Raw genomic sequence first — 21,519 nt, forward strand, 5'->3', positions numbered from 1 at the left:
CTCTGTCTTCTGGAGTTCTGACATGTTCGTGTCCGACACCTTGCACTGGCCGGCCTCTCATCTACTGGCCGCTGACGCGGCGTTCGTGGCGCTGACGCGCGGGCCGGCGCCGCTGGCCATCGACTGTGACCGGCTGGCGCGTGACATCGACCAGGACCTGGTACTGCCGTGCGGTGTCGTGCCGTTGCCGGTACTGCGGGATTGGCTGCTGACCCATCCCGGCGGGTACGCGGGTCGTGATGCGGTGTGGCGGGAGCTGGTGCTGCGGGCCCGGTTGCGGGGCAAGGAGTGGACGATTGCCGCGGTCGGGATGGCGATGCCCGCGCTCGTGCGGATCGCCGGGCAGTTGTCTGCCGGGTACCGGGGTGATGCTGCCGACATCGACAACGAGGTGCTGACGGGTTTCCTGGAGGCGTTGCGTGATCACTGTGACCTGACGGGGCCGGCGGTGTACGCGTCGTTGACCATGGCGGCGTTTCGGGCCGGGCGGCAGGTGCGGCTGGCCGACGACCAGGTGGTGCCGGTCGAGGACATCGAGCATGTGGTGCCCGGGTCCCGGACGCCGATGGTTCCCTACGGTCACCCGGATCTGCTGGTGCGGCGTGCAGGCATCCTGCGGATCATCGACGAGGCGGACGTGCAGCCGTGGATCGAGGTGCGGTTGGGTCGGCGGGCACCGGAACCGATCGCGGCCCGGCTCGGTATCACCGTGGATGCGCTGCGGATGCGGTTGGCGCGTGCCGATGACCGGTTGTCGCGGGCCGTGGCGGAGGGAAGTTTGACCGGGGTCGCGTCGGCCGCTGCGGTCGCGGCCACGGCGGCGCGGGCCCAGCGTCGCAGCCGTATCCGTGCCGGCAGGGCCGGCACTCGCCGCGTGGTGGGAGCCACCTGAGGAGTTGTTGCGTCATCTGACGGGTGTGGGCCTGGCGCATCAGCGTCAGGCCCACACCCGTTCAAGCCGCACCGGCTCGGCTCTGACGCCAGATGAGGGCCGGGTGTTCCTGCTCGCGGTGTCAGAGATTCGCGACGGCGTGTCAGAGCGCTGTCAGGCCGGCACGTGTTCGCCACGGCTGACACACGGCGGTTGGTAGGTGCGGGACCCCACGAGCAGCACTGCAGGGCTGGTGCGGATCCTGTCCGCCGTCGAGCAGCGGGAGCGACGCCGTGTCCCCTCGGGTGCCGCGCCATCGCATGCGCTGACACCTCATCGATGACCGCAACCACCCAGTAAGGGAGGCCAGCTCCTCCCGAGGCAGGTGCGGCATGCCGACCTCGCGCTCGACGGCGACCCCCTTGTTCCGGCTATCGCCCCGCCCGATGAGCGGCGGGGTGGGAGGTGAACCGCATGTTCCACATCCGCAGCACCCGTTCCCCGAATGTCCGCCGCGTCGCCAGCATTGTCGCGGCGGCGGGTTTCGCTGTTCTGGTCCTCGCCTCGCCGAGTGTCGCCCACGCCTCGGCAGGCGACGGGCCTTATCTGGCGGCGAACAGCTTGCCGGTCGTCATCACCAATCTCCGCAATCTGATCATGGGGTTGCTGGCCGGGATCGCCACGCTGTTCCTGGTGCTCGCGGGGGTCTACTGGGCCACCGCGGGCGGTGACCCCGGCCAGGTCGACAAGGCCAAGAGTGCGCTGCGCAACGCCCTGGTCGGTTACGGCCTGGCGGTGCTCGCTCCGGTTCTGCTGCAGCTGATGCAGGGCGTCGTCGGGGGGTGAGCCGTGAGCTGGATGATGGGTCCGATCCTCGACCAGGTCGTCGAGTGGCTGATCGAGGCGGTCCTGGCCTGCCTCAACGCGGTGTTCGGTTTGATCACCGATGTGCTGCTGACGACCCCGCAGGTCACGGCGCTGCCTCAGGTGCGGGCCCTGACCGGCCGGTCGATCTGGATCGTCGACACCGTGTTCGTGCTGGTGTTCGTCGCCGCCGGTGTCATGGTCATGGTGTCCGGCGGCAACGAGCAGTCCCGCTACACCGTGAAGGACCTCGTCCCGCGGCTGGTCGTCGGGTTCGTCGCCGCGCATGTCTCCCAGCTGCTGTGCGGGCAGCTGATCACTGTCGCCAACGCGCTGACCGGAGCTGTCAGTGAGGGCACCTACGACGGGGACAGCGCGTTCGCGGCGGTGCGCCGGCACGTCGACGCTGGGCGTGACGCGACCGCGTCGCTGCTGTTCCTCATCCTCGTGCTGGTCATCACGGTGCTGATCGTGATGACGGCGTTCCAGCTGATCGGCCGGTTCATCGCCCTGCTGGTGATGACCGCGATCGCGCCGTTGGCGTTGGCCTGCCATGCCGTGCCCGCCCTGGAGGGCATCGCCCGGATGTGGTGGCGCGCCTACGGCGGTTGCCTGGTGATCCCGACTGCTCAGGCGTTCACCCTCACCGCCGGTCAGTGGATGCTGCTGGACGAGGCTCATCTGCTGCCCGTCCTGGGACTGCCGGTCGAGCCCGGGGGTGTGCTGAACCTGTTCATCGTGATCGTCCTGCTGTGGACGACGGTGAAGATTCCCGCGCTGGTCGGTCGGTGGGCCAGCCAGGGCGGACGCGGCCCGACCGCGTTCCTCGGCACGGTCGTGCGGGTCGTCGTCGTGCAGCAGGTCGCCCGCAGCATTCCCGGCCTGTCCGTCATCAGAACACTCAGGAGATGACCGACGACGGCGGCGGCCGGTGTCACGCGGGCGGTGGACTACCGGGTGGTGCTGAGGACTCGTAGGGCTCCCCGGGTCAGGATGTGGCTCGCCTTGACCGCCGCCGGAACGTCGGGTGCGTCCAACAATGCGGCGTCGTGGTCGGGTTCCCATCCGACGATGTCGGTCGCGATGGCCAGGGCCTCATCGTCCTGACCTCGTACGAGGGCGTGCGCCAGGTTCAGGTACGCGCCTGGCCGCGTCCCGTCGAACTGGTCGGCCATGTCCGCGATGGCCTCGCCGACGGGGTGGGCGTGGTGGGGGTACAGCGCTGCCAGGCAGGCCAACGCGTATTGGATGGCGGGCGGTTCGCTGTCCCATCGGGCCAGTAGCGCGGGAAGCTGCGCGCCGACGGCGTGGTGCACCTACTGGACCTGTTCGTCGACGGCGGGTGGCCGGCCCTTGATGGCGGCGTAGTCGGCGTCGCCGAGGAGATCCTCGGCGCGGCGGCCGGCCGCGATGAGTAGCCACACGTGCAGGTCGAGCCGCTGCTTGGCCGGCAGCGCCCCGGAGGCGATCATGCGGGTCAGGAACGGTAACGCCGGCGCGGTCGCCGTGTAGCAGGTTCCCTGGTGCAGCAGGTCGTCGCCGAACAGTTCGTCGAGGGTCTGCTCCCAGTCGCCGTACAGGTCGGCCAGCGCCCGCACCAGATCGGGAACATCGTCGGCGGTCCCATGGGCGTGCTCCAGATCCGCCCAGGCGATCTCGTCCAACCCGGACAGATCGATCGGCACGTCCCGAACCTGGTCGGGTGCCAGGGCCAGGCTCGCGGGCGGCGACGCGGCACCGATGACAACGTCCGGGACCGGCGGCCGGGCACCGGGGTTGGTGTGCTCGATCGGGGTGTTCACCGGCCGGATCCGTGCGAGCAGGGACGAGTCGCAGCGGCTGCCGCCGTCGGGATAGCCGGCATGCCGGCGTGCCACCGCGGCAGCCTGCCTCCCGACCGCGTCAATGGTGCGGTGTCCGGTGGCGTCCGGCGGGTAGGGGCCCTCGTCGAAGGCGGTCACGGCCCACCCTGCCGCATGGCGGGCCGGTCTGGCCGTGACCAGGGAGAAGCCGTACGCGGCCAGGTCCTCGGCCAGTGCCCGCGCCTGTTCCTCGCCCGGCACCACGAACGCGTGGGTGCCGGCCACCGCAGACCAACCAGTCATCGCCTCGGGTCCTTCCACGATCGTCGCCCACCGACGGGCGCCCACTGCTCGGGCAACGGGAGCCCGGTGCCCTCCTTCAACCCCACACGCAAGTCCGGGCCTCGGTGCCGCGCCACCAGCACCACCGCCTGGCATCCACAACACGGAAAAGGTGAGTGATCATCAATGAGTACGAAGAGTAGCGCCACAGAGGAGCCCTTCCGGGCGCGGGTTCCCGCCGACGTCGACGCGCCGGACAAGGTCGCCTACGGGCTGACCTGGCGGCAGCTGGCCATCCTCGCGGTCGCCGGGCTGCTGTTCTACAGCGCCGGTAGCGGGCTGCGGGCCGTGCTGCCGCTTGAGGTCATCGTCGTCGCTGGCGTGGTCGTCGGCGGTGTCGTGGTCGGCCTGGTCCTCGGCCGCCGTGACGGACTGCCGATGGACGTGTGGCTGCTCCACGCGGCGCGTCACTCCCGCAGCCCGAAAGGCCTCGCGCCGGCCGGGGAAGCCGCGGCCGTAGTGCCCGAGTGGGTGCAACCGCCGACGACGCGACTGCCGCTGCCGGCGCCGCTGCGGCTGCCCGCGACCGCGATCGACGACGGCGGTGAGATCACCGTGGGTGGTGACCGGGCGGCGATCGTCGCCGCCGGGACCGTCAACCTGACGCTGCGCACCGCCGACGAGCAGGCCGCTCTCATTGACGGGTTCGGTCGGTGGCTCAACAGCCTGTCCGCGCCGACGCAGGTGCTCGTGTCCGCGCAGCCGGTCGACCTGGCCTCCCACGCCCGGGCGGTGGCCGATGCCGCCCGCACGCAGCCGCACCCCGCGCTGGAGGCCGCGTGCGCCGACCACGCCGTGTTCCTCGCCGACCTGGCGCAGCGGCGGGATCCGCTGCGCCGCCAGGTCCTCGTGGTCACCCGCACCGGCGGCGGCGATCAGGGTGCGCGGCGCCGTGGTGACGACACCGTCCGCGCGTTGTCGGGGCTCGGTGTGGCCGCCCGCGTCCTCGACGGGTCGGCGGCCACCGCGGCGCTCGCCGCTGCCGCCGATCCCTACCGGCCGCCGCGCCCGGGTGGCCTGGCTGCCCCGGGCACGGTCATCACCGTCACCGCCCACCACACGTCCGCTGGAAGGAGAACCCGGTGATCGGCATTCGACGACTCCGTCCCCACACGGCTGTGGCCGGTGATGGTTCGACTGGGTTGGCTGGCGCGGTCGGGCCTGCCGCGGTTGAGGTGACACCGCGGTGGCTGCGCGTCGGGGACGGCTACACCGCCACCCTCGTGGTCACCGGCTACCCGGCCGAGGTCGGACCCGCGTGGCTGGAGCCGCTGCTGTCCTACCCCGGACGGGTCGACGTCGCCCTGCACATCGACCCGCTGCCCGCGCCGGTCGCCGCCGCCCGGCTACGCAAGCAACGCGCCCGGCTGGAGTCCTCGCGGCGTCTCGACGCCGACCGGGGCGCCCTCGCCGACCCCTACACCGAGGCCGCCGCGGCCGATGCCACGGACCTGGCCGACCGGCTCGCCCGCGGCGCGGCGAAGCTGTTCCGCGTCGGCGTGTACGTCACCGTACACGCCCGTACCGAGGACGAACTCATCCAGGCGTGTGCCCAGGTCAAGGCCGCCGCCGCGTCCACCCTGCTGGAGGTGCAGCCGGCCACCTGGCGGCAACTCGCCGGCTGGACCACCACCCTGCCGCTGGCCTACGACGGGCTGCGGATGCCCCGCACCATGGACACCGACGCGCTCGCCGCCGCGTTCCCCCTGGCCTCACCCGACCTGCCGGCACCGCTACCCGGTGACCCCGCGCCCACCGGCGGCGTCCTCTACGGCATCAACCCGACCGGCACCGGGGTCGTCTGGTGGGACCGCTTCGCCCAGGACAACTACAACGCCGTGGTGCTGGCCCGATCCGGCGCCGGCAAAAGCTACTTCGTCAAACTGGAAACGCTGCGGCACCTGTACGCAGGCGTCCACGTGTCGATCATCGACCCGGAAGACGAATACCTCCGCCTCGCGGACACCGTCGGCGGCACGACCGTGCGGCTCGGCGCCCCTGGGGTGCGGATCAACCCCCTCGACCTGCCCGCCGGCGACACCCGCCCCGACGTGCTCACCCGCCGCGGACTGTTCCTGCACACCCTCATCGCCGTCCTCGTCGGCGGCCAGCCGCCACCGGCCGAGCGGGCAGCCCTGGACCGTGCCATCCTCGCCGTCTACCGGCAGGCCGGGATCACCGCCGACCCGCGCACCCACCACCGGCCCGCACCCCTGCTGCGTGACCTGGCCACCACCCTGACCGCGGACACCGACCCCGCCGCCGGGCAGCTCGCCGCCCGACTCGCACCCTGGATCGACGGCTCGTTCAAAGACCTGTTCGACGGGCCCAGCACCACCCGACCCGACGGCCACCTGGTCGTCTGGTCGCTGCGGCAGCTGCCCGACGAGCTGCGCGGTGTCGGTACCCTGCTCGCCCTCGACGCGATCTGGCGGCAGGTCGACGCCCCACCCGCCGACACATCCCCACCGCGGCGGATCGTCGTGGTCGACGAGGCGTGGCTGCTCATGCGCGACGGCGAAGGCGCCAAGTTCCTGTTCCGCCTGTCCAAAGCGGGCCGTAAACGCCACACCGGACTGACCGTGGTCACCCAGGACGCCGCCGACGTGCTCGGCACCGACCTCGGCCACGCCGTCGTCGCCAACGCCGCCACCCAGATCCTGCTGCGCCAGGCCCCGCAGGCCATCGACGCCGTCGGTGACGCCTTCGGCCTGACCGCCGGTGAACGACGCCTACTCCTCACCGCCGACCGGGGTCACGGGCTGCTGATCAGCGGCACCAACCGCACCGCGTTCGAGGCGATCTCCAGCGACACCGAGCATGCCCTGGCCACCACCCACCCCCTCGACCTGGTCGACGACACCGACCGCGTCTAGACCCCGCTCACCGACACGGCAGGCGGACGGCGCCGCATCCCAGCACGGGTGCGGCGCCGTCCGCCTGCCGTTCGCCTCCCCCGCGAAGGACACCCGCATGGCAACCCATTGGCTTTCCCTGTCACCATCCACTGTCGATCCGGATCCCGATCCGACGATCCCTGCTCCACCTGTCACCGGATGGGTGCTGCAGGCAGCGCACTGGGCCATCGAGCGGCCCTGGCTGCTCGGCGTCGCCGGCCTCCTGCTCGGCGCCTGGGTCGCCGGGCGGAACCTTGTCGCCCTGTGGCGACACCGCTACCACGCCGCCGGTGCCCGCCTGGTCACCATCGCCCCACCACCTGAGGTCGACCAGCACGGCGCCGCCGCCCTGTGGGCGAACCTGGCCGGCATCCTCACCCCGTCCCGCCGTCGGCGGCTGCTCTACGGCATCCCGCACATCGTCTGGCAGTACACCTGGACCGACCGACGGCTGGTGATCTCGGTGTGGGTGCCCGGCACCGTCCCGAACGGGGCGGTCGAAGCCGCCGTCCGCGCGGCGTGGCCCGCCGCGGCCACCACCACCGCACCCGCCCCGGACCCGATCCCCACCACCACCGCCACCGCGGCGGTGGGTGGGCATCTGCTGCCCGTGGCCGCGGAGTGGCTACCGCTGGCCGCCGACCACGACGCCGACCCGCTGCGCGCCCTGATGGCCGCCGGCGCCCAACTGCACGCCGGTGAGCACGCGTGTGTGCAGATCCTCGCCCGTCCCGCCGCGGCCCGCCGCGCCGGGCGGGCACGACGGGCCGCCGGCCGGCTGCGGCAGGGCACCAGCGGCGTGCCGTCGGTGAATCTCGCCGCGCCGCTGACCGAGCTGATCGGTATCTTCCTGCCCGGTCCCACCCGGTCCCGCGGCAGCGTGGCGCCGGTCGGTCGCCGGGACCCGAGGGTGGAGCGGGATGTGCGGGCGGTCCTGGACAAGACGTCCCACCAGTTGTGGGAGACCGGCATCCGGTACGCGGTCGCCGCCCGGCCGTTGCGGGACGGCACGCTGCCGTATCACCGGCTGCGGGGAGTCGCCGACGCGGTCGCGTCGTCGTTCGCCGTCTACGCCGGCCGCAACCGCCTCGCGCACCGCACCCGGATGCGCCGCCCCGTCCACGTGATCGCGGCGCGGCGCCTCGGGCCTGGGTTTCTCACCTCGACGCCGGAGCTCGCCGCGATGGCGGGGCTGCCGCGTGACCTCGCCGTGCCCGGACTGGACCGTGCCCGCGCCAAGTCGATGCCGGCCCCGGTCGCCGTGCCCGGGGGTGGGCGGGGCCGCAAGGTGCTCGGTGACGCCGAGGTCGGCGGGCACGCGGTCGCGGTGTCGGTGCCGGACGCCCGCTACCACACCCATTTGGTCGGTCAGACCGGCTCGGGTAAGACGACCCTGCTGGTCAGCCTGATCGTCGATGACATTCGGGCCGGGCGCGGCACGGTCGTGCTGGACCCGCACGGCGATCTCGTCCTCGACGTCCTCGACCGGATTCCCGCCACCGTGGCCGATCGGGTGGTGCTGTTCGATCCCGCCCAACCCAACCCGCCGGCGATGAACCCCCTCGAAGGCGACGACCATGACCTGGTCGTCGACAACCTCGTGTCCATCTTCGGGTCGATCTTCTCCAAAGCGTGGGGGCCGCGGATGGACGACGTGATGCGGGTGTCGTGCCTGACCCTGCTGCGGCACGCCAATGTCACCCTCCAACACATCCCGCCCCTGCTCACCAGCGCCCAGTTCCGGTCGGCGATGACCGTCGACCTGGACGACCCGGACGGGCTGCACGGCTTCTGGCAGTGGTACGACGACCTGTCCCCCGCGCTGCGCTCCCAGATCATCGGCCCCGTCCTGGCCCGGCTCCGCGCCTTCCTGCTCAGGGATTTCGTCCGCACGACGATGCGCTTCCCCCGGTCCAGCTTCGACATGTCGACGATCCTCGACGGTGGGGTGCTGCTGGTCCGCATCCCCAAAGGCGAGCTGGGTGAGGACACCAGCCGGCTGCTCGGCTCGCTGATCCTGGCCCGGGTCTGGCAGGCCGCCACCGCCCGCGCCAGCATCCCCGCCGAGCGGCGCAGGGACTGCGCGATCTACCTCGACGAGGCGCAGAACTTCTTGACCTTGGCCGCGAGTCTGGACACGATGCTGGCCGAGGCCCGCAAGTATCGCCTCGCGATGACCCTCGCACACCAGGACCTCGCCCAGTTCCCCCGCGAGCTGCTCGCCGCCGTGTCCGCGAACGCCCGCAACAAGATCTACTTCAGTGTCGCGCCGGAAGACGCCCGCGTGCTGGCCCGGCACACGTTGCCCGAGCTGGACGAGCACGACCTGGCCCACCTCAACGCGTACACCGCCGTCGGTCGGCTGGTCGTCGACGGCCGGCAGACCCCGGCGTTCACCCTGCGGACCCGCCCGCCGCTGCCGGTCATCGGCGAGGCCACCGCGATCCGCCAGCAGGTCGCCACCGCGATGCCCGCCCAGGACCCGTCCGCGATCGACGCTCTGGTCAAACGGCACAGCCAGCGACCCGACGACCGGCGCCGCAGGCCCGCCAGGAACTCGCCCTGACCAGTCCTGTCACCCCGGCCGGTGCCGGCTTCCGTGCCGGGATCCCCGACGGGATCCACCGCCCCTTCCACCCCGCACCGACGACACCGGCTGACAGAACCCGTGACCGCGCTGTTCGTGCCGCACCGCGGCCTGCCGACTCGCCAGTGTCGTCGGGGCTCACTCAGACACCCTCCGGAAGGAGGGCTCACTCTCCCTAGGAGCACCTGCCCGTGTCCGGTCGTCTTCCGCCTCGCGCCGCCTCGTCCGACCCCTACCGGCACACCCGCCGGCTCACCCCCCGGGACCGGCTGCTGCTGTCCTGGCTCGCCGAGCACTACCTGCTGTCCACCCGCCAGATCACCAAAGCCCTGTTCCCGTCCGACCGCAGCGCCCGGCTGCGGCTGACCCTGCTGCACCGCATCACCGCCGTCGACCGGTTCGTCGACACCAGCGCCGCCGACTCCACCCAATACCTGTACGCGCTCGGACCACTCGGGCTGCGCCTGCACCGCGACGCCTACCACGACCCCGACAACCCCGCCGCCAAACCGCCCCGCAGCAGCCGTAGCCGGGCCGACCGCATCATCGGCAGCCGCAAACTGCGCCACCTCCTCGGCGTCAACGACTTCTTCACCGACCTGATCGCCCACACCCGCACCCACCCCCACACGCGCCTGCACCGATGGTGGTCCGAACAACACACCACCAACGCCTACGGCGCCGCCGGAATCCAACCCGACGGCCACGGCATCTGGACCGTCGACGACACCACCGTCGGGTTCTTCCTCGAACACGACAACGGCACCGAACCCCTCGGGCGAGTCCTGGCCAAACTGCGCGCCTACCAACGAGTCACCGAATTCGGCCCCCGCTACCCCGTCCTGTTCCATCTGCCCAGCCGGGCCCGCGAACGCCACCTCCTCGACGCGCTCACCGGCACCCCCACGCCGATGCCGGTAGCCACCGCCGTGCACGGCACCGACCCCGCCGGACGCGTCTGGACCCTCACCAGCGACCCCGACCGGCTGCGGCACCTGCACGAACTTCCCAGTGACCACGGCCCGCACGCGGCCACGAACCCGAACCGGTTCGTTCACCGCGATGCGGGGGCCGTCCAGGACACTGCGACCACCCCGCCGACAGTGACGTGTCCCAGCAGTGGTGAACCTGCGGCAGTCACTACAGCGGCGGCTCGACCTGACTGAGCGAACCCTGCAGGTCTCGCTCCCACCACGTGTTCGCGTTGTCGGCGAAACGCACGACGCTGGTGTCGTCGCCGCGCCGCACGAGAGTGACCGTCTGCACGCCTGTTGCCGCGGGCCGTTTCCTGCCGTCAGGCACTTCGAGTAGTTCGTTGGGGCGCAGCGCGGGATGAACCTTGGCCGCCTGGTTCCTCCCCACCGACGATCTCCAGACGACTACCTGGTAGATCGGCAGCGATGACGCGTTGAAGACGCAATAGGTGTCCCGCGCGGCGTCGTGCCAGAAACCGACGCCTGCGGCCTGCTGGCGCAGCCGGTCCGCCGCCTGCTGCCGTTGCAGCTCCTCGGCCTTGCGGTCGCGTTCGGACTCGACGCTGTAGAGCCGGTAGGCGACGAAGCCAGCCGCTCCCGCCAGGGCCATGCTGCCGAACGACCCGACGGCGTCGATCACGTCCCAGAACCCCGCCATGGCCGGAACCTAGCGTCCATTGTCAACCTGCCGCCAAGGGACAGACGGGGCTCTTCCCTGTCAGATCACGACTTTCTGTCAAGGCCGCTACCCGAGCCGTTCTTGACTGCCGCCCGCTGCTGACACCGCAGGTCACCAGCCTTTCGCTGATTCTGCTGCTCTCTCCGTGCTGACAGATCGGGCCGCTACGGTTCACGGCACAACAACACCCTCATCTATCTCCACCCCGGTCGGTCCCACCCTCGGACCCCCGTCGCCGCACCCCGGCGCCTGACGCCCACCCGCCCTCACCGGCCTGGTCGGCCCAGCAGCCCGCGACGACCCCGACGGTCGCACCACCACCCCGCACCACTCCCAGCCCCTATCAGTCGGCGACCACGCATCCAGTGGCCCGGCCACCTCCGCGTGCCCGCAGCACGCCCACCAGCGAGGAGAACCGCATGGCCAAAAGGACGCCCCCTGCCACAACCACCCCGGCCTCCGTGGCCATACCGCCGGCAGTCGTCCGCACCATGATCGTCTGCGTGTCCGGGGACCTGTCCCAGGTGCTCGACAGCACCCGGAACCTGCAACGCCACCTCGGTGTGGCGGGCAGCAGCTGCCCCCGGTTCTGGGCGTCGCCTGCCCTCTACCCGTGGCAGCGTCGGCAGCTGATCGACCTGCGCAAGACGGCGGCCGGACCCCGGTACTGCGCCGGAGGGCCCATCCGGCTGCTCGATCTGGCCGGCATGCGTCACGGCGCCTATGTCGGGGCCACCGTGCGCCACGCCCACTGGGCGCGCGTGGTCGCGGGAACGAAGGCCGCCACGGCGTGGCCGGTGTTCCTGCAGCGGCATCTGTCCGACCCGGCGGCCTACCCGATAGACATGGCGACCGCGGAGTTCCACCGGCAGCCGCGGGTGCAGGCCGTGCGGATGCACAACGCCGCCACGTACGGGCCGGGCCGCCTCGACGTGGGAGACCTGGAGATGTTCCAGGCTGGTGCCAGCGCGTACGCCAACTACCACGCCCTGTGGGCGCTGTGTACCGACGCGTTCCTCACCGCCGGCGGCGACCGGCTGCAACCGGCCAGCGCGTACTTCGCCGACCGGATCACCTATCTCGAGCAGGCCGCCCGCCATCTGGACTCCCTCGACGAGGACCAGCGGCTGTTCGCCGTCGACCTCCAGTCGTGACCACACGACCGACCGGGTCCGCAGCAGCGGCTGCCGCGCGTCCGGCGGCCGTGATGACCCCAACCACCTCAACCCGAGTGCCCCAGTCCTCGAAAGGGTGACCTCGCATGCCCCTGCGACTCTGGTTCGACCTGACGACGGTCCGGCGACTGGCCGACGCCGCGGCTGCCGCCCGCCAGCGGGTCGACCTCGATGGCACCATCACCGCTGATGTTCCACCGGCGCTGCACCTGATGCGCGACTGCGGCAGCGACCTCGACGACCGCCTCTACCTCGACGGGAACGTCCAGCCGAGCCCGGCCGCGGACGACGCCGCCGCGGAGCCGTTCCACCGCACGGCCGACGGTCGCCGGTTTATCCACGGCATCACCTGGACCGAATGGCTCGGCGGTCCACCACGCCAGCACACCTTCATCCAGGCTCGGATCGTCCTCGGCGACGGGAGGCTGCTCGATCTGCTCCGCGCCGGCCACGCCGCCGGCTTCGACATGGTCACCATCGACACCGACCTGCGGCTGGCCGTCGCCCGCCGCCGGCCTCGCACCCGGCGGTCCCGCCGGCCGCCCCGGGCTGGGGCGTCGGAACCCGCCGGGCCCGCGTAAGGGCCGACCTACACCTCGTCCCGGGCAGACACCTGCGGTGATCGCCGGCGTGGCCGGCCCGCCTCCGGATCTCGCCGGGTCTCCCGCTGCCGCCTGTCGACCGTCTTCGTCTCGGACTGAGACCCGCCCGCACTCGCACGACCTGGCCGTTGCCCGGCCGACCCCCGCGCACAAGGCGCACCCCCGGGCACGGCCATAGGGCCGTGCCCGGGTTCCCACCCCTACCTCGAAGGGAACCCTGATGGACCCGAACCCTGCTCCCGCCACCCGCACCGCCCCGGTCGGTGGTGTGCGTCGGCTGCGCGTCGCCGTGGTCGGCGGCAGCCTGACCGGCCCCGTGGTCGCCCTGCTGTTGCTGCGGGCCGGCTTCGACGTCACCGTCTACGAAGCCATGCCGCCGTCCGCCCCGCGCGGCGGCGGGCTGATCGGCCTCGAACACACCGCGCTCGACGTGCTCGACCGTCTCGGGATCGCCCAGCGCGAGGTCGTCGCCTACGACTCCGAGACGATCCGGCAGGTCGCAGTCCGCGACCGCCGGCCGCACCAGACGGTCCTGCGCACCTATCCCGGCCGCAACACCACCTGGACGCTGCTGCACCGCGCGTTGACCGCGCGGGTTCCGGCGGGCGTGGTGCGCACGGGCATGCGGGTCACCGGTCTGACCCACGAGGGCGGCCGGCCGGTCCTGACCTTCGCCGACGGCCGCCGTGACCCGGCTGACCTGGTCGTGTTCGCCGACGGCCGGTCCTCGATCGGCCGCCAGCTGCTGGACCCGGTACGGGTGTTGCGCTATGCCGGCTACGTCGCGCACCGCGGTATCACCGACCGCGCCCCGCAGCCCGGCCTGCACGACTTTCTCCGGTTGGAGCCCTGCCCCGGCGTCCAGTTCAATATCGCGCCGGTGCCGGGCGGCTGCGACTGGACGTTCTACCTCGGCTGCACCGCTGCGCAGTACGAGCGGCGTTTCGGGGCGGAGCCCACCCGGCGCGTGTTCGCCCTGCCCCGGCACATCACCCCGGCCGCCCGCGCCGATGTCGACGAGCACGCCGCGCAGCTGCTGCCGCCGGAGCATGCGGCTGTCGTGGCGGCCACCACCACCCGGATGGCCGTGCCGGTGCTGGACATCGACCCGCCCACCCGCATGGTGTGGCCGGTCGGTGACGGGCACGCGGTCCTGCTCGGTGACGCTCTCGCCCCGGTGCGCCCGCACACCGCACGCGGCGCCAACAACGGCATCGAGCAGGCCGCCGGGCTGGCCGTCGCGCTCACCCAGCACCGCCGCTACGACGCCGACCTGCCCGCTGCCCTGCACGGCTGGCAACGCCGGCACCTGCCGGCCGCCGTCGCCGCGGTACGGCACGGCCCGGTCATCGGCGCCAAGCTCGGCCTCGGCACCCCATAGCCCCCACCGCCTCCACCGCGCCGCAGGGGATCCGCCCGCTGCACCCAGACCCGCGATCCCCCATTCCTCGCCCCCGCTGCCGTACCGGTCCGGGGGCTTTCTTGTGTCTCCGATGCGAAAGGACCCGAACCGATGGCTATCAGAACCACCAGCGTCGTCTACGACGACCTCGACGGATCTACCGACGAGGTCGGCACCTACCAGTTCGCCTTCAACGGCGTGCGGTACGAGATCGACCTGTCCCGCCCCAACTTCGACCGGATGGCCGCCGCCTTCCAGCCCTTCATCGCCGTCGCCCGCCGCCTCCCGAAACCCACCACCACACCGACACCGAAGAACACCGGCGCCGGCCGTAATGCCGACATCCGACGGTGGTGGGCCACCCACTGGCGCGAGCAGCAGCTACCCGAACCGCGCAACCGGGGCGCGATCCCGGCGGCCGTCCGCGACGCCTACACCGCCGCCCGCTAGCCCAGCCGATACGGGCCGCGACACCCCCACTCGCCGGTCGTGGTTCGGGGGCTCGCGGCCCGTCGGCGGGGACTTCATCCCACACGACTTGATCCGGGCTCGGGTCGAAGCGTGCATGAGTGCACGCCTCACCCATGCGACCGCTGTAGGCAGGAAGGAATCGCATGATCGACAGCACCACGAATCCGTCCACTCTGGAGCGGGTGCTGACCGCGCTCGCCGAGCGCGGCCCGGCCACCGCCGCGAGCATCGCCGCGTCCGTCGGCATCGCCTACCCCACGACCACCCCCAAACTGCGGGAACTGGAAAGCGCCGGCTACGCCGAGCGGATCCGCACCGAGCAACGCACCACGCTGTGGCAGGTGACCGACACCGGCGCCACAGCCGCCGCGGCTGTCGCCGACGGCAGCCGCAACCCGCCTGCCCCACCACCCGACGACGACCCCGCCGCAGACGAACCGCCGCGCGGCGGCGGCCCGCCGGAGCAGGACTTGCAGCCCACGACCGCCGCCCCCACCGAAGACCACCAGCCTCCCGACCAGCACACCGACGACACGACGGCACCCCACCACCAGACCAGCACGCCGCCGCAGCAGCAGGCGGTAGTTCCGGCCGTGACGATCGAGCAGACCCCCGAACAGCAGGCAGAGCCCGGCCCGGAAGCACCGCCCGCGCGAGACAGCCGATCGGCGTCGCCGCCCGAAGGTGCTGCGGCGAGCAGCGATGCCGGCGAGGACCAGCCCGGCGACGAACCGGGCCCCGATGACCGTGCCAGCGTCTCGGAAGCCACCTCACCGACGCACGTCGCGCACCCGCAACCGGCGCAGGCCAACCAATCGGCCGACAGCACACCGCAGCGCGACGGCCGCCGGACGTCGGCGCGGCCCCGACGCCGCAAGGGCGAGCTACGCGACCAGGTGCAGCAGTTGCTGCGACGCCACCCGGACTCCGCCTACAAAATCGCCGAGATCTGCAAGCTGATCAACCAGGCCCACGACGGCGGCGACGTCAACAAGGCCAGCGCGGGAGCGGTGGCCAACGCCCTGGACAAGCTCGTCATCGCCGGCACCGTCACGCGACTGGACACCACGGTCGCGACGTACCAGGCCGCGTAGCGGCGCCCTCACCCGTGGCAGCCCGGGGGCGGGCGTTCGACGTTGGCGCGCTGACGCCTGCCCCCGGTGCTCCTTCACACACAAGGAGCGATAACCAGTGTCTCAGACATTCACCTCTGTCCTCACCGCCGCAGGCGGGCTCCTCGCCGGGCTGACCGTCGCCGGGCTGTGGGCGCTGCGCCTGTGGACCCTGCTGACCCGCGCCCGGACCCGGGCCCGGACGCTGGACCGGGTCGCGGCGAACGCGCACACCCTGGTCGACACCCTGCAGGTCGAACGCGACCGGTACCACCGGCAGGCCACCGAGGACGACACCACTGGCCTACCCAACCGGCGGGCGGCGATCCAACGGCTGACGCACGCGGTCGCGACCTGCCGTGAGGTCGGTGTGATCGTTGTTGACCTCGTCGGGTTCAAGCTGGTCAACGACCGGCTCGGGCACCGGGCCGGCAACACCCTGCTGGCCCAGGTCGCCGAACGGCTACGCCGACTGACCCGCACAGACGTGTTCGCCGCCCGGCTCTCCGGCGACGAGTTCACCCTCATCGTCCACGGCGGCGGCGACACCACGGCCGCGGTGGCCGACCGCGCCTGGTCGGACCTCAGCCAGGTCCCGTTCGTCCTCGACGGCCGGCACATCGACATCGTCGCCAGCGTCGGCTACACGAGCACCGGTCAGGCCGGCCACGATCCCGAGGCTCTGCTGCACCTGGCCGACATCGCCATGTACTGGGCCAAGGCCCACGGCGGTGTGGTGCACGGCTACGCCGACCACATGGGAGACATCCCCAGCGGCGGTCGCCCCCGCGACTGGCCCATACCACACCCCCGCTGACGCCACTGCCAGGGCCTGACCCTTCCCGCAAGACCAGCCCGTCGCGGTCTCGCTTCGGCGGTGCGCCCCACCACCCGGGCCGGGCCCGGGCACCCGCCACGCCCTTGGCCGTTCCTGTCTCGGCGACACCTGGAGGCATCCATGAACATCCGGTCCCTGGTGACGGCCGTCATCGCGGTCGTCGCCGTGGTCGTGCTCTGCGCCGGAGGGCTCGGCGGCCTACTGACCGGCAGCACCGCCGCCGACGCCTGCCTGCCGATCCACCCATCTACCGACCCGGCCGGGCCGCCGGCCACAGTCGGTGCCTGGCCGCAGGTCGACGGGTGGGACGGTGATCAGGTCACGAACGCGGCGACGATCGTCACCACCGGCGCCCGGCTCGGTGTCCCGGCCCGCGGCTGGGTCATCGCGGTCGCCACCGCGATGCAGGAAAGCAGCCTGCGGAACCTGCCCGGCGGCGACCGCGACTCCGTCGGCCTGTTCCAGCAACGCCCCAGCCAGGGCTGGGGCACACCGGCGCAACTCCAGGATCCCGCCTACGCCGCCGGCGCGTTCTACGCCACGCTGCTCACAATCAGCGGCTGGCAGAGCATGCCGTTGACCGACGCCGCGCAGGCCGTGCAGATCAGCGCCTACCCCGACGCCTACGCAACCTGGGAACACCCGGCGGCACAGCTGGTCACCGTCATCGCCTCCCACACCCACCTACCGGCGAACGGGCTGCCCGGGTGCGGGCCGCCCGGCCCGTGGACGCAGCCGGTGCTCGCCCCAGTCGGGTCCGGGTTTCGCAGCCACGAGCGACCTAGCCACGACGGCGTCGACCTCAGCGTTCCCCGCGGCACGACCATCCGGGCCGCGTCCGCCGGCACCGTCCGCACGGTCCGCTGCAACGCCATCCATCGCGGCACCGGACGCGAGTGGGGCTGCCACCGCGACGGCGACCCCCACCTCACCGCCGGATGCGGCTGGTACATCGACATCGACCACCCCGGCGGGGTCATGACCCGCTACTGCCACCTCGACAAGCCGCCGATCGTGACGGTCGGGCAGCAGGTCACCGTCGGTGAGCCCATCGGCGTCGTCGGTTCCACCGGCCGATCCAGCGGCCCCCACCTGCACTACGAGGTGCACCTTCGCGGCGACGCCAGCGCTGCCGGCGCGGTCGACCCCGAGCCCTTCATGGCCGGCAAGGGTGCACCCCTCGGCAGCAGCCATAACGCGCCGGCACATCGTCGATCCATCACCGACAGGAATACGGCATGAACACCACAAACGATGACCCGGCCCGCGGCGGCGAGCACGACTGCGAAGCGGCCGGAACCCTCGCCTTCGTCGCCACCTACGGCGCACCAGGCGTCGGGCAGGCATGGACCTGCACCACATGCGCGAGGCCCTGGTCGCGGGTCAACGGCGTCTTCTCACCGGCCGACCACGGCGGACACATCCTTCGCCCCGACGACGTCCAGTAGGCGCAGCCGACACAGCGCCACCACCGGGCCGGCACACCCGACCACACCCGCGTACCCCTCGCAAGCTCCGCACCCGACCAGGAGACAGCACCATGATCGACACTCAGCTCGTGCTCAAGTACTGCGGCGTACGGATCGACGCTCACGCGCTCACCGACGCCTTCCCCACCGGCACGGACCAGCCGACCGTGGCCTCGGAACTGCGCGACGTACTCACCGCACTCGCCAGCACCGAAACCCACATCACCCGACTCGTCCCGACCCTCCGCGACGCGCTGCGCGACGTCGAGCACGTCCTCACCGCCGGGCCCGACGACCGGATCCCGGTCATCGACTACACCGGAGCCCTCCAGGCGCGGGGACCCCGCCTCGACGCACTCATCGGCCGACGGACCGCGCAGATCGAGCACCTCCGCGCCATCACCCGCCTCTGGGTAGCGCAGCACCCCACTGCGCAATCCCGCTGACCCGACCCCACCCCTTCCCAGGACCGGTGACCCGCCGCGCGGAGGAGACCGCCCTGCACCACGGCAACCGCGAGTCCCGCGCCGTAGCCCCGCGCGTACGTCGCGACCACATCGTCGCGGCCAACGCGTTAACGCACTGCCGAGTTCACCGCCTCCTGACCGACGGCGCCCACAGGCCTGCGCGGGCTTCGGCCGGCACGTCGCCGCCCTCTCGATGACCAGCCGTCGCTGACCGATGGCCTCGCCACCAGCGCGCACAGCGGTTGACCGCAGCCCGCCGCGGCGACGCCGCCCAGCCGCCCGTGGACCCCGCAGCGCCTGCCGCTCTCGCGGCACCGCCCGCCCGCGGACAACGACCCCCACATCCCACGATCGACGGCCACCCGGCCCGCGCCCCCCGTGCGGCACCCGGGTGGCCCTCCTGTTTGGAAGGAACGGCCGCCATGACACATCGAGTCTGGTGGAGGGTGGACGAGATCCTCCCGCTGGCCGAACACGCCGCCGCCACCATCGCCCACCACAGGACCCGACAGCAGTACGCAGCCGGCATGCCCGACCAGGCCGCGCTCATCTGGTCCCACGACGCCGACGGCGACTGGCTCACCTCCAACGGCCTCCCCCGCTGGTACAACGCCGACGGCACCGCCCACCGCGTCCGCGCCGACACCTGGACCCACACCCCCACCGGAGCCACCGGCAACCCGATACCCGCCCAGGACGGGCACGGATTCCTGCCCCTGCACAGCAGCCACATCGACGGCCGACGCGACCTACTCGACCTGCTCCGCTTCGCCAACCAGCAGGGCCTGCACTGGTTCGGTCTACACCCCGACCCCACCCGCGACCACACCAACGACCGCTACCGCATCGCCCACACCCGCGGCGACATCACCCCACCGCTGGCCACCTGGACCCCAGCCACCGTCACCTGCCAGCAGATCGGCGACGGCCACTACCGCGCCATGGTCGCCGTCGACTACACCACCTGCGACGGAACCGGTCTGCTGTGCCGCTTCCCCCGCTTCGCCGTGCAACGCATGGCCACCCACCTCACCGACCTCCACCCCAGCGACATGCCCGGCGAACACCCCCACCTGCGATTCGACGGCAACCTAGCCATCGTCGAATGGGAGCACGACAACGGCATCACCAGCCGCTGGATAGAAGACGATCGCGTACCGCAGGACAACAACGGCTGCTACGCCATCGGCGCCTACCAATGGCCGTGGCAGCTCGCCACGCCGCGAGCGCAACCGTGACATCCAGACCGACCGGCACCCGGTCTCGCGCCCGCTCGAGTCCGCGATCATCCGTTCGGTCTGCACACCGGTCCAAGTACCGAGGTGCGGCTGCAAGTGCAACTCGCCCCTCGACCTGGCGAAATCCATGTCGACGTTCTTGCCGAGGAGTTGGCAGCTCCAGCCAATCCCCTTTGACGTGCGGATCTAGCCGATGTGAGTGCGCCCGCTTGTGGCGTTTGCACCATAAAGTCGCGGAAGATCTGAATAGTGGCATTCTCGCTTGCTACTGGGCTTGTGATCTGAGAACAATTCAGCCAGTGTTCGGAAGTTCAGGCAATCAATGGAACAGTCGCTTTGACTCATGTAAGGTGAGCGAGTGGAGTCGTCGTCCCTTGAAATGCTTGCTGGCACGCCCTATCTAACGACGGGCGACCCTGCCGCCGAGTTGCGTGTTGCGAAGATCCTGGAAAGGGCTGCGGATATTCGCAGCCGCGCACTGGCCGTTCACGAAAGAATCAAGGTGGAAGCCAGTGAGATCCTTGGTCCATATTTGGTAGCTCTACGCAGTGACCTTGTAGCGGAAAGCAACAAGATTGAGGGATACGATTGGACGCCGAGCCAGGTACGAGAATTGGTAGTCGCCCATAAAGAATTATTGAACGCTCCGGTCGGCTCTTTTATGACCGCCCTACGCGGCGACGAGAGAGTCTACCAGGCGCTTGGGCTCTACCGTGCTCACCAGTTGGCCGACGAGTGGGCTGATTCGGACGAGCGACTCCGAGAATTTGAGATCCGCGCCCTCCATGGGATAGTTTGTGCTGGTGAAGAGCACGCTGGCGACTACAAGAAGAGAAGTAATGCGATCGGTGGAAGCACTCATCGCACACTTGAGCCCTGGGATGTTCCACGAGCTATGGGGGAACTGTCATCCTGGTGGTATGGGTCGGCGATCGACCCCGCTCTGGAAGCAGCTGTGGTTCATGCTTGGCTCACGCACGTACATCCGTTTGAAGACGGGAATGGGCGGATGGCGCGGATACTCGCCAACTTTGCCCTCATTCGTAACGCCTTCCCGCCTCTACTGATTAAGTCAGGTGCCGACCGGGGTCAATACTATGACGCCCTAGCGGCCAGCGACGATGGCAACATACTACCTCTGTATGAACTATTCGTAAGCGTGCTTCGAAGGACCGTGAAAACGATGGCGGCACCGGGCTACGTTCGCGCAGTAGCGCAGAATCGTCTTCTGACTTCATTGCGCGACCAGTACACTTTATGGTGCAGATTGCCAGCCGTGTTCGCGTCCCTGATTAGCGACAAACTAGCACCGCTCGGTTTCCGTGCGGAACTGCAAGGCTACCCCGACCTTTCATCTTTCGCGCTGTTAAAGGAGAGGGATGCAGATGGAAATTCATGGTTCTTAAAGGTCCTGGACAGCGACGGCCGGGCGCGATGGCTTCTTTGGTACGGTTTCAATAGTACGCAGCTCCTCGACCTTGCCGGGAGCTCAAGTCATTACCCATCTGTCTTTATTTCAAGAAGGAGCGTGGACCCCTATTCCGAGCATCCCTACGAGCCAATCTTCTTCGATGAAAGGATCCCAAACGAGATGCTCTTCAGGCCGCTGGAGGCCAAGCCGGTTCGCCTAAGGAGAGGGTTCGATCTCGACGACTACAGCATGGAGGAGGCCGCACAGACGCTGGCCGACGCCATCGCGTCAGCTAAGGCGTGGTGAAGCAGTCACTTA

21 protein-coding genes are annotated in these 21,519 nt (G+C 70.7%); 18 read left to right on the forward strand and 3 right to left on the reverse strand.

Annotated elements, in window-relative coordinates; translation table 11 throughout:
* The first annotated feature begins 22 nt into the window (after positions 1-22).
* The 3 genes from O7597_RS10605 to O7597_RS10615 all read left to right on the forward strand — a co-directional run bounded on the left by O7597_RS10605 (position 23) and on the right by O7597_RS10615 (position 2,647).
* Positions 23-892: a hypothetical protein gene (locus tag O7597_RS10605; protein WP_281582614.1), complete on the forward strand. Its 870-nt coding sequence runs from the start codon at positions 23-25 to the stop codon at positions 890-892.
* Positions 893-1,345: 453 nt separating this feature from the next.
* Positions 1,346-1,717 (forward strand): pilin, encoded by a 372-nt coding sequence (locus O7597_RS10610; protein WP_281582615.1) that lies wholly within the window; start codon positions 1,346-1,348, stop codon positions 1,715-1,717.
* Positions 1,718-1,732: 15 nt separating this feature from the next.
* Entirely contained in the window at positions 1,733-2,647 is a 915-nt protein-coding gene (locus O7597_RS10615) for a conjugal transfer protein TrbL family protein (protein WP_281583230.1), read from the forward strand.
* Positions 2,648-2,685: 38 nt separating this feature from the next.
* Here the strand turns inward: O7597_RS10615 and O7597_RS10620 are convergent, their stop codons facing one another.
* Together O7597_RS10620 and O7597_RS10625 are read right to left on the reverse strand one after the other, a co-directional pair.
* On the reverse strand, positions 2,686-3,051 hold the full coding sequence (locus O7597_RS10620) for a hypothetical protein (RefSeq protein WP_281582616.1): 366 nt from the start codon (positions 3,049-3,051) through the stop codon (positions 2,686-2,688).
* Positions 3,052-3,840, reverse strand: a complete 789-nt coding sequence (locus tag O7597_RS10625; protein WP_281582617.1) for a hypothetical protein — start codon at positions 3,838-3,840, stop codon at positions 3,052-3,054.
* A gap of 165 nt (positions 3,841-4,005) precedes the next feature.
* Between O7597_RS10625 and O7597_RS10630 the strand changes: the two genes are divergently transcribed.
* The 4 genes from O7597_RS10630 (at position 4,006) to O7597_RS10645 (ending at position 10,529) form a co-directional block, all read left to right on the forward strand.
* On the forward strand, positions 4,006-4,965 hold the full coding sequence (locus O7597_RS10630; protein ID WP_281582618.1) for a PrgI family protein: 960 nt from the start codon (positions 4,006-4,008) through the stop codon (positions 4,963-4,965).
* A 5-nt stretch (positions 4,966-4,970) separates the two neighbouring features.
* Positions 4,971-6,755 carry an SCO6880 family protein gene (locus O7597_RS10635; RefSeq protein ID WP_281583231.1) on the forward strand — a complete coding sequence of 595 codons (1,785 nt, stop codon included), beginning with the start codon at positions 4,971-4,973 and terminating at the stop codon, positions 6,753-6,755.
* A 97-nt stretch (positions 6,756-6,852) separates the two neighbouring features.
* Complete coding sequence (locus tag O7597_RS10640) at positions 6,853-9,342, forward strand: DUF87 domain-containing protein (protein ID WP_281582619.1); 2,490 nt, start codon at positions 6,853-6,855, stop codon at positions 9,340-9,342.
* Between the two features lie 212 nt (positions 9,343-9,554).
* Positions 9,555-10,529 (forward strand): replication-relaxation family protein, encoded by a 975-nt coding sequence (locus tag O7597_RS10645; protein ID WP_281582620.1) that lies wholly within the window; start codon positions 9,555-9,557, stop codon positions 10,527-10,529.
* Here the strand turns inward: O7597_RS10645 and O7597_RS10650 are convergent.
* Entirely contained in the window at positions 10,504-10,995 is a 492-nt protein-coding gene (locus tag O7597_RS10650; protein WP_281582621.1) for a hypothetical protein, read from the reverse strand. The two genes, O7597_RS10645 and O7597_RS10650, sit on opposite strands and share 26 nt — an antisense overlap.
* Before the next feature lie 440 nt (positions 10,996-11,435).
* Between O7597_RS10650 and O7597_RS10655 the strand changes: the two genes are divergently transcribed.
* The 11 genes from O7597_RS10655 (at position 11,436) to O7597_RS10705 (ending at position 21,507) form a co-directional block, all read left to right on the forward strand.
* Positions 11,436-12,170: a hypothetical protein gene (locus O7597_RS10655; protein ID WP_348650796.1), complete on the forward strand. Its 735-nt coding sequence runs from the start codon at positions 11,436-11,438 to the stop codon at positions 12,168-12,170.
* Positions 12,171-12,277: 107 nt separating this feature from the next.
* Positions 12,278-12,772 (forward strand): hypothetical protein, encoded by a 495-nt coding sequence (locus tag O7597_RS10660; protein WP_281582623.1) that lies wholly within the window; start codon positions 12,278-12,280, stop codon positions 12,770-12,772.
* A gap of 241 nt (positions 12,773-13,013) precedes the next feature.
* Positions 13,014-14,174, forward strand: a complete 1,161-nt coding sequence (locus O7597_RS10665) for an FAD-dependent monooxygenase (protein ID WP_281582624.1) — start codon at positions 13,014-13,016, stop codon at positions 14,172-14,174.
* Between the two features lie 132 nt (positions 14,175-14,306).
* Positions 14,307-14,645 carry an Lsr2 family protein gene (locus tag O7597_RS10670; protein ID WP_281582625.1) on the forward strand — a complete coding sequence of 113 codons (339 nt, stop codon included), beginning with the start codon at positions 14,307-14,309 and terminating at the stop codon, positions 14,643-14,645.
* Between the two features lie 164 nt (positions 14,646-14,809).
* On the forward strand, positions 14,810-15,760 hold the full coding sequence (locus O7597_RS10675) for a MarR family transcriptional regulator (RefSeq protein WP_281582626.1): 951 nt from the start codon (positions 14,810-14,812) through the stop codon (positions 15,758-15,760).
* A 97-nt stretch (positions 15,761-15,857) separates the two neighbouring features.
* Entirely contained in the window at positions 15,858-16,595 is a 738-nt protein-coding gene (locus O7597_RS10680; protein WP_281582627.1) for a GGDEF domain-containing protein, read from the forward strand.
* Positions 16,596-16,736: 141 nt separating this feature from the next.
* Positions 16,737-17,858, forward strand: a complete 1,122-nt coding sequence (locus O7597_RS10685; RefSeq protein ID WP_281582628.1) for a M23 family metallopeptidase — start codon at positions 16,737-16,739, stop codon at positions 17,856-17,858.
* Positions 17,855-18,064: a hypothetical protein gene (locus O7597_RS10690; protein WP_281582629.1), complete on the forward strand. Its 210-nt coding sequence runs from the start codon at positions 17,855-17,857 to the stop codon at positions 18,062-18,064. Before O7597_RS10685 ends, O7597_RS10690 begins: the two co-directional genes overlap by 4 nt.
* 92 nt (positions 18,065-18,156) lie before the next feature.
* Positions 18,157-18,531, forward strand: a complete 375-nt coding sequence (locus O7597_RS10695; protein WP_281582630.1) for a hypothetical protein — start codon at positions 18,157-18,159, stop codon at positions 18,529-18,531.
* A gap of 467 nt (positions 18,532-18,998) precedes the next feature.
* Positions 18,999-19,790, forward strand: a complete 792-nt coding sequence (locus O7597_RS10700; RefSeq protein WP_281582631.1) for a hypothetical protein — start codon at positions 18,999-19,001, stop codon at positions 19,788-19,790.
* 358 nt (positions 19,791-20,148) lie between these two features.
* Positions 20,149-21,507 carry a Fic family protein gene (locus tag O7597_RS10705; protein ID WP_281582632.1) on the forward strand — a complete coding sequence of 453 codons (1,359 nt, stop codon included), beginning with the start codon at positions 20,149-20,151 and terminating at the stop codon, positions 21,505-21,507.
* Positions 21,508-21,519 lie beyond the last annotated feature (12 nt).

This window comes from Verrucosispora sp. WMMC514 (genome assembly GCF_027497295.1).
Taxonomy (GTDB): Bacteria; Actinomycetota; Actinomycetes; order Mycobacteriales; family Micromonosporaceae; genus Micromonospora; species Micromonospora palythoicola.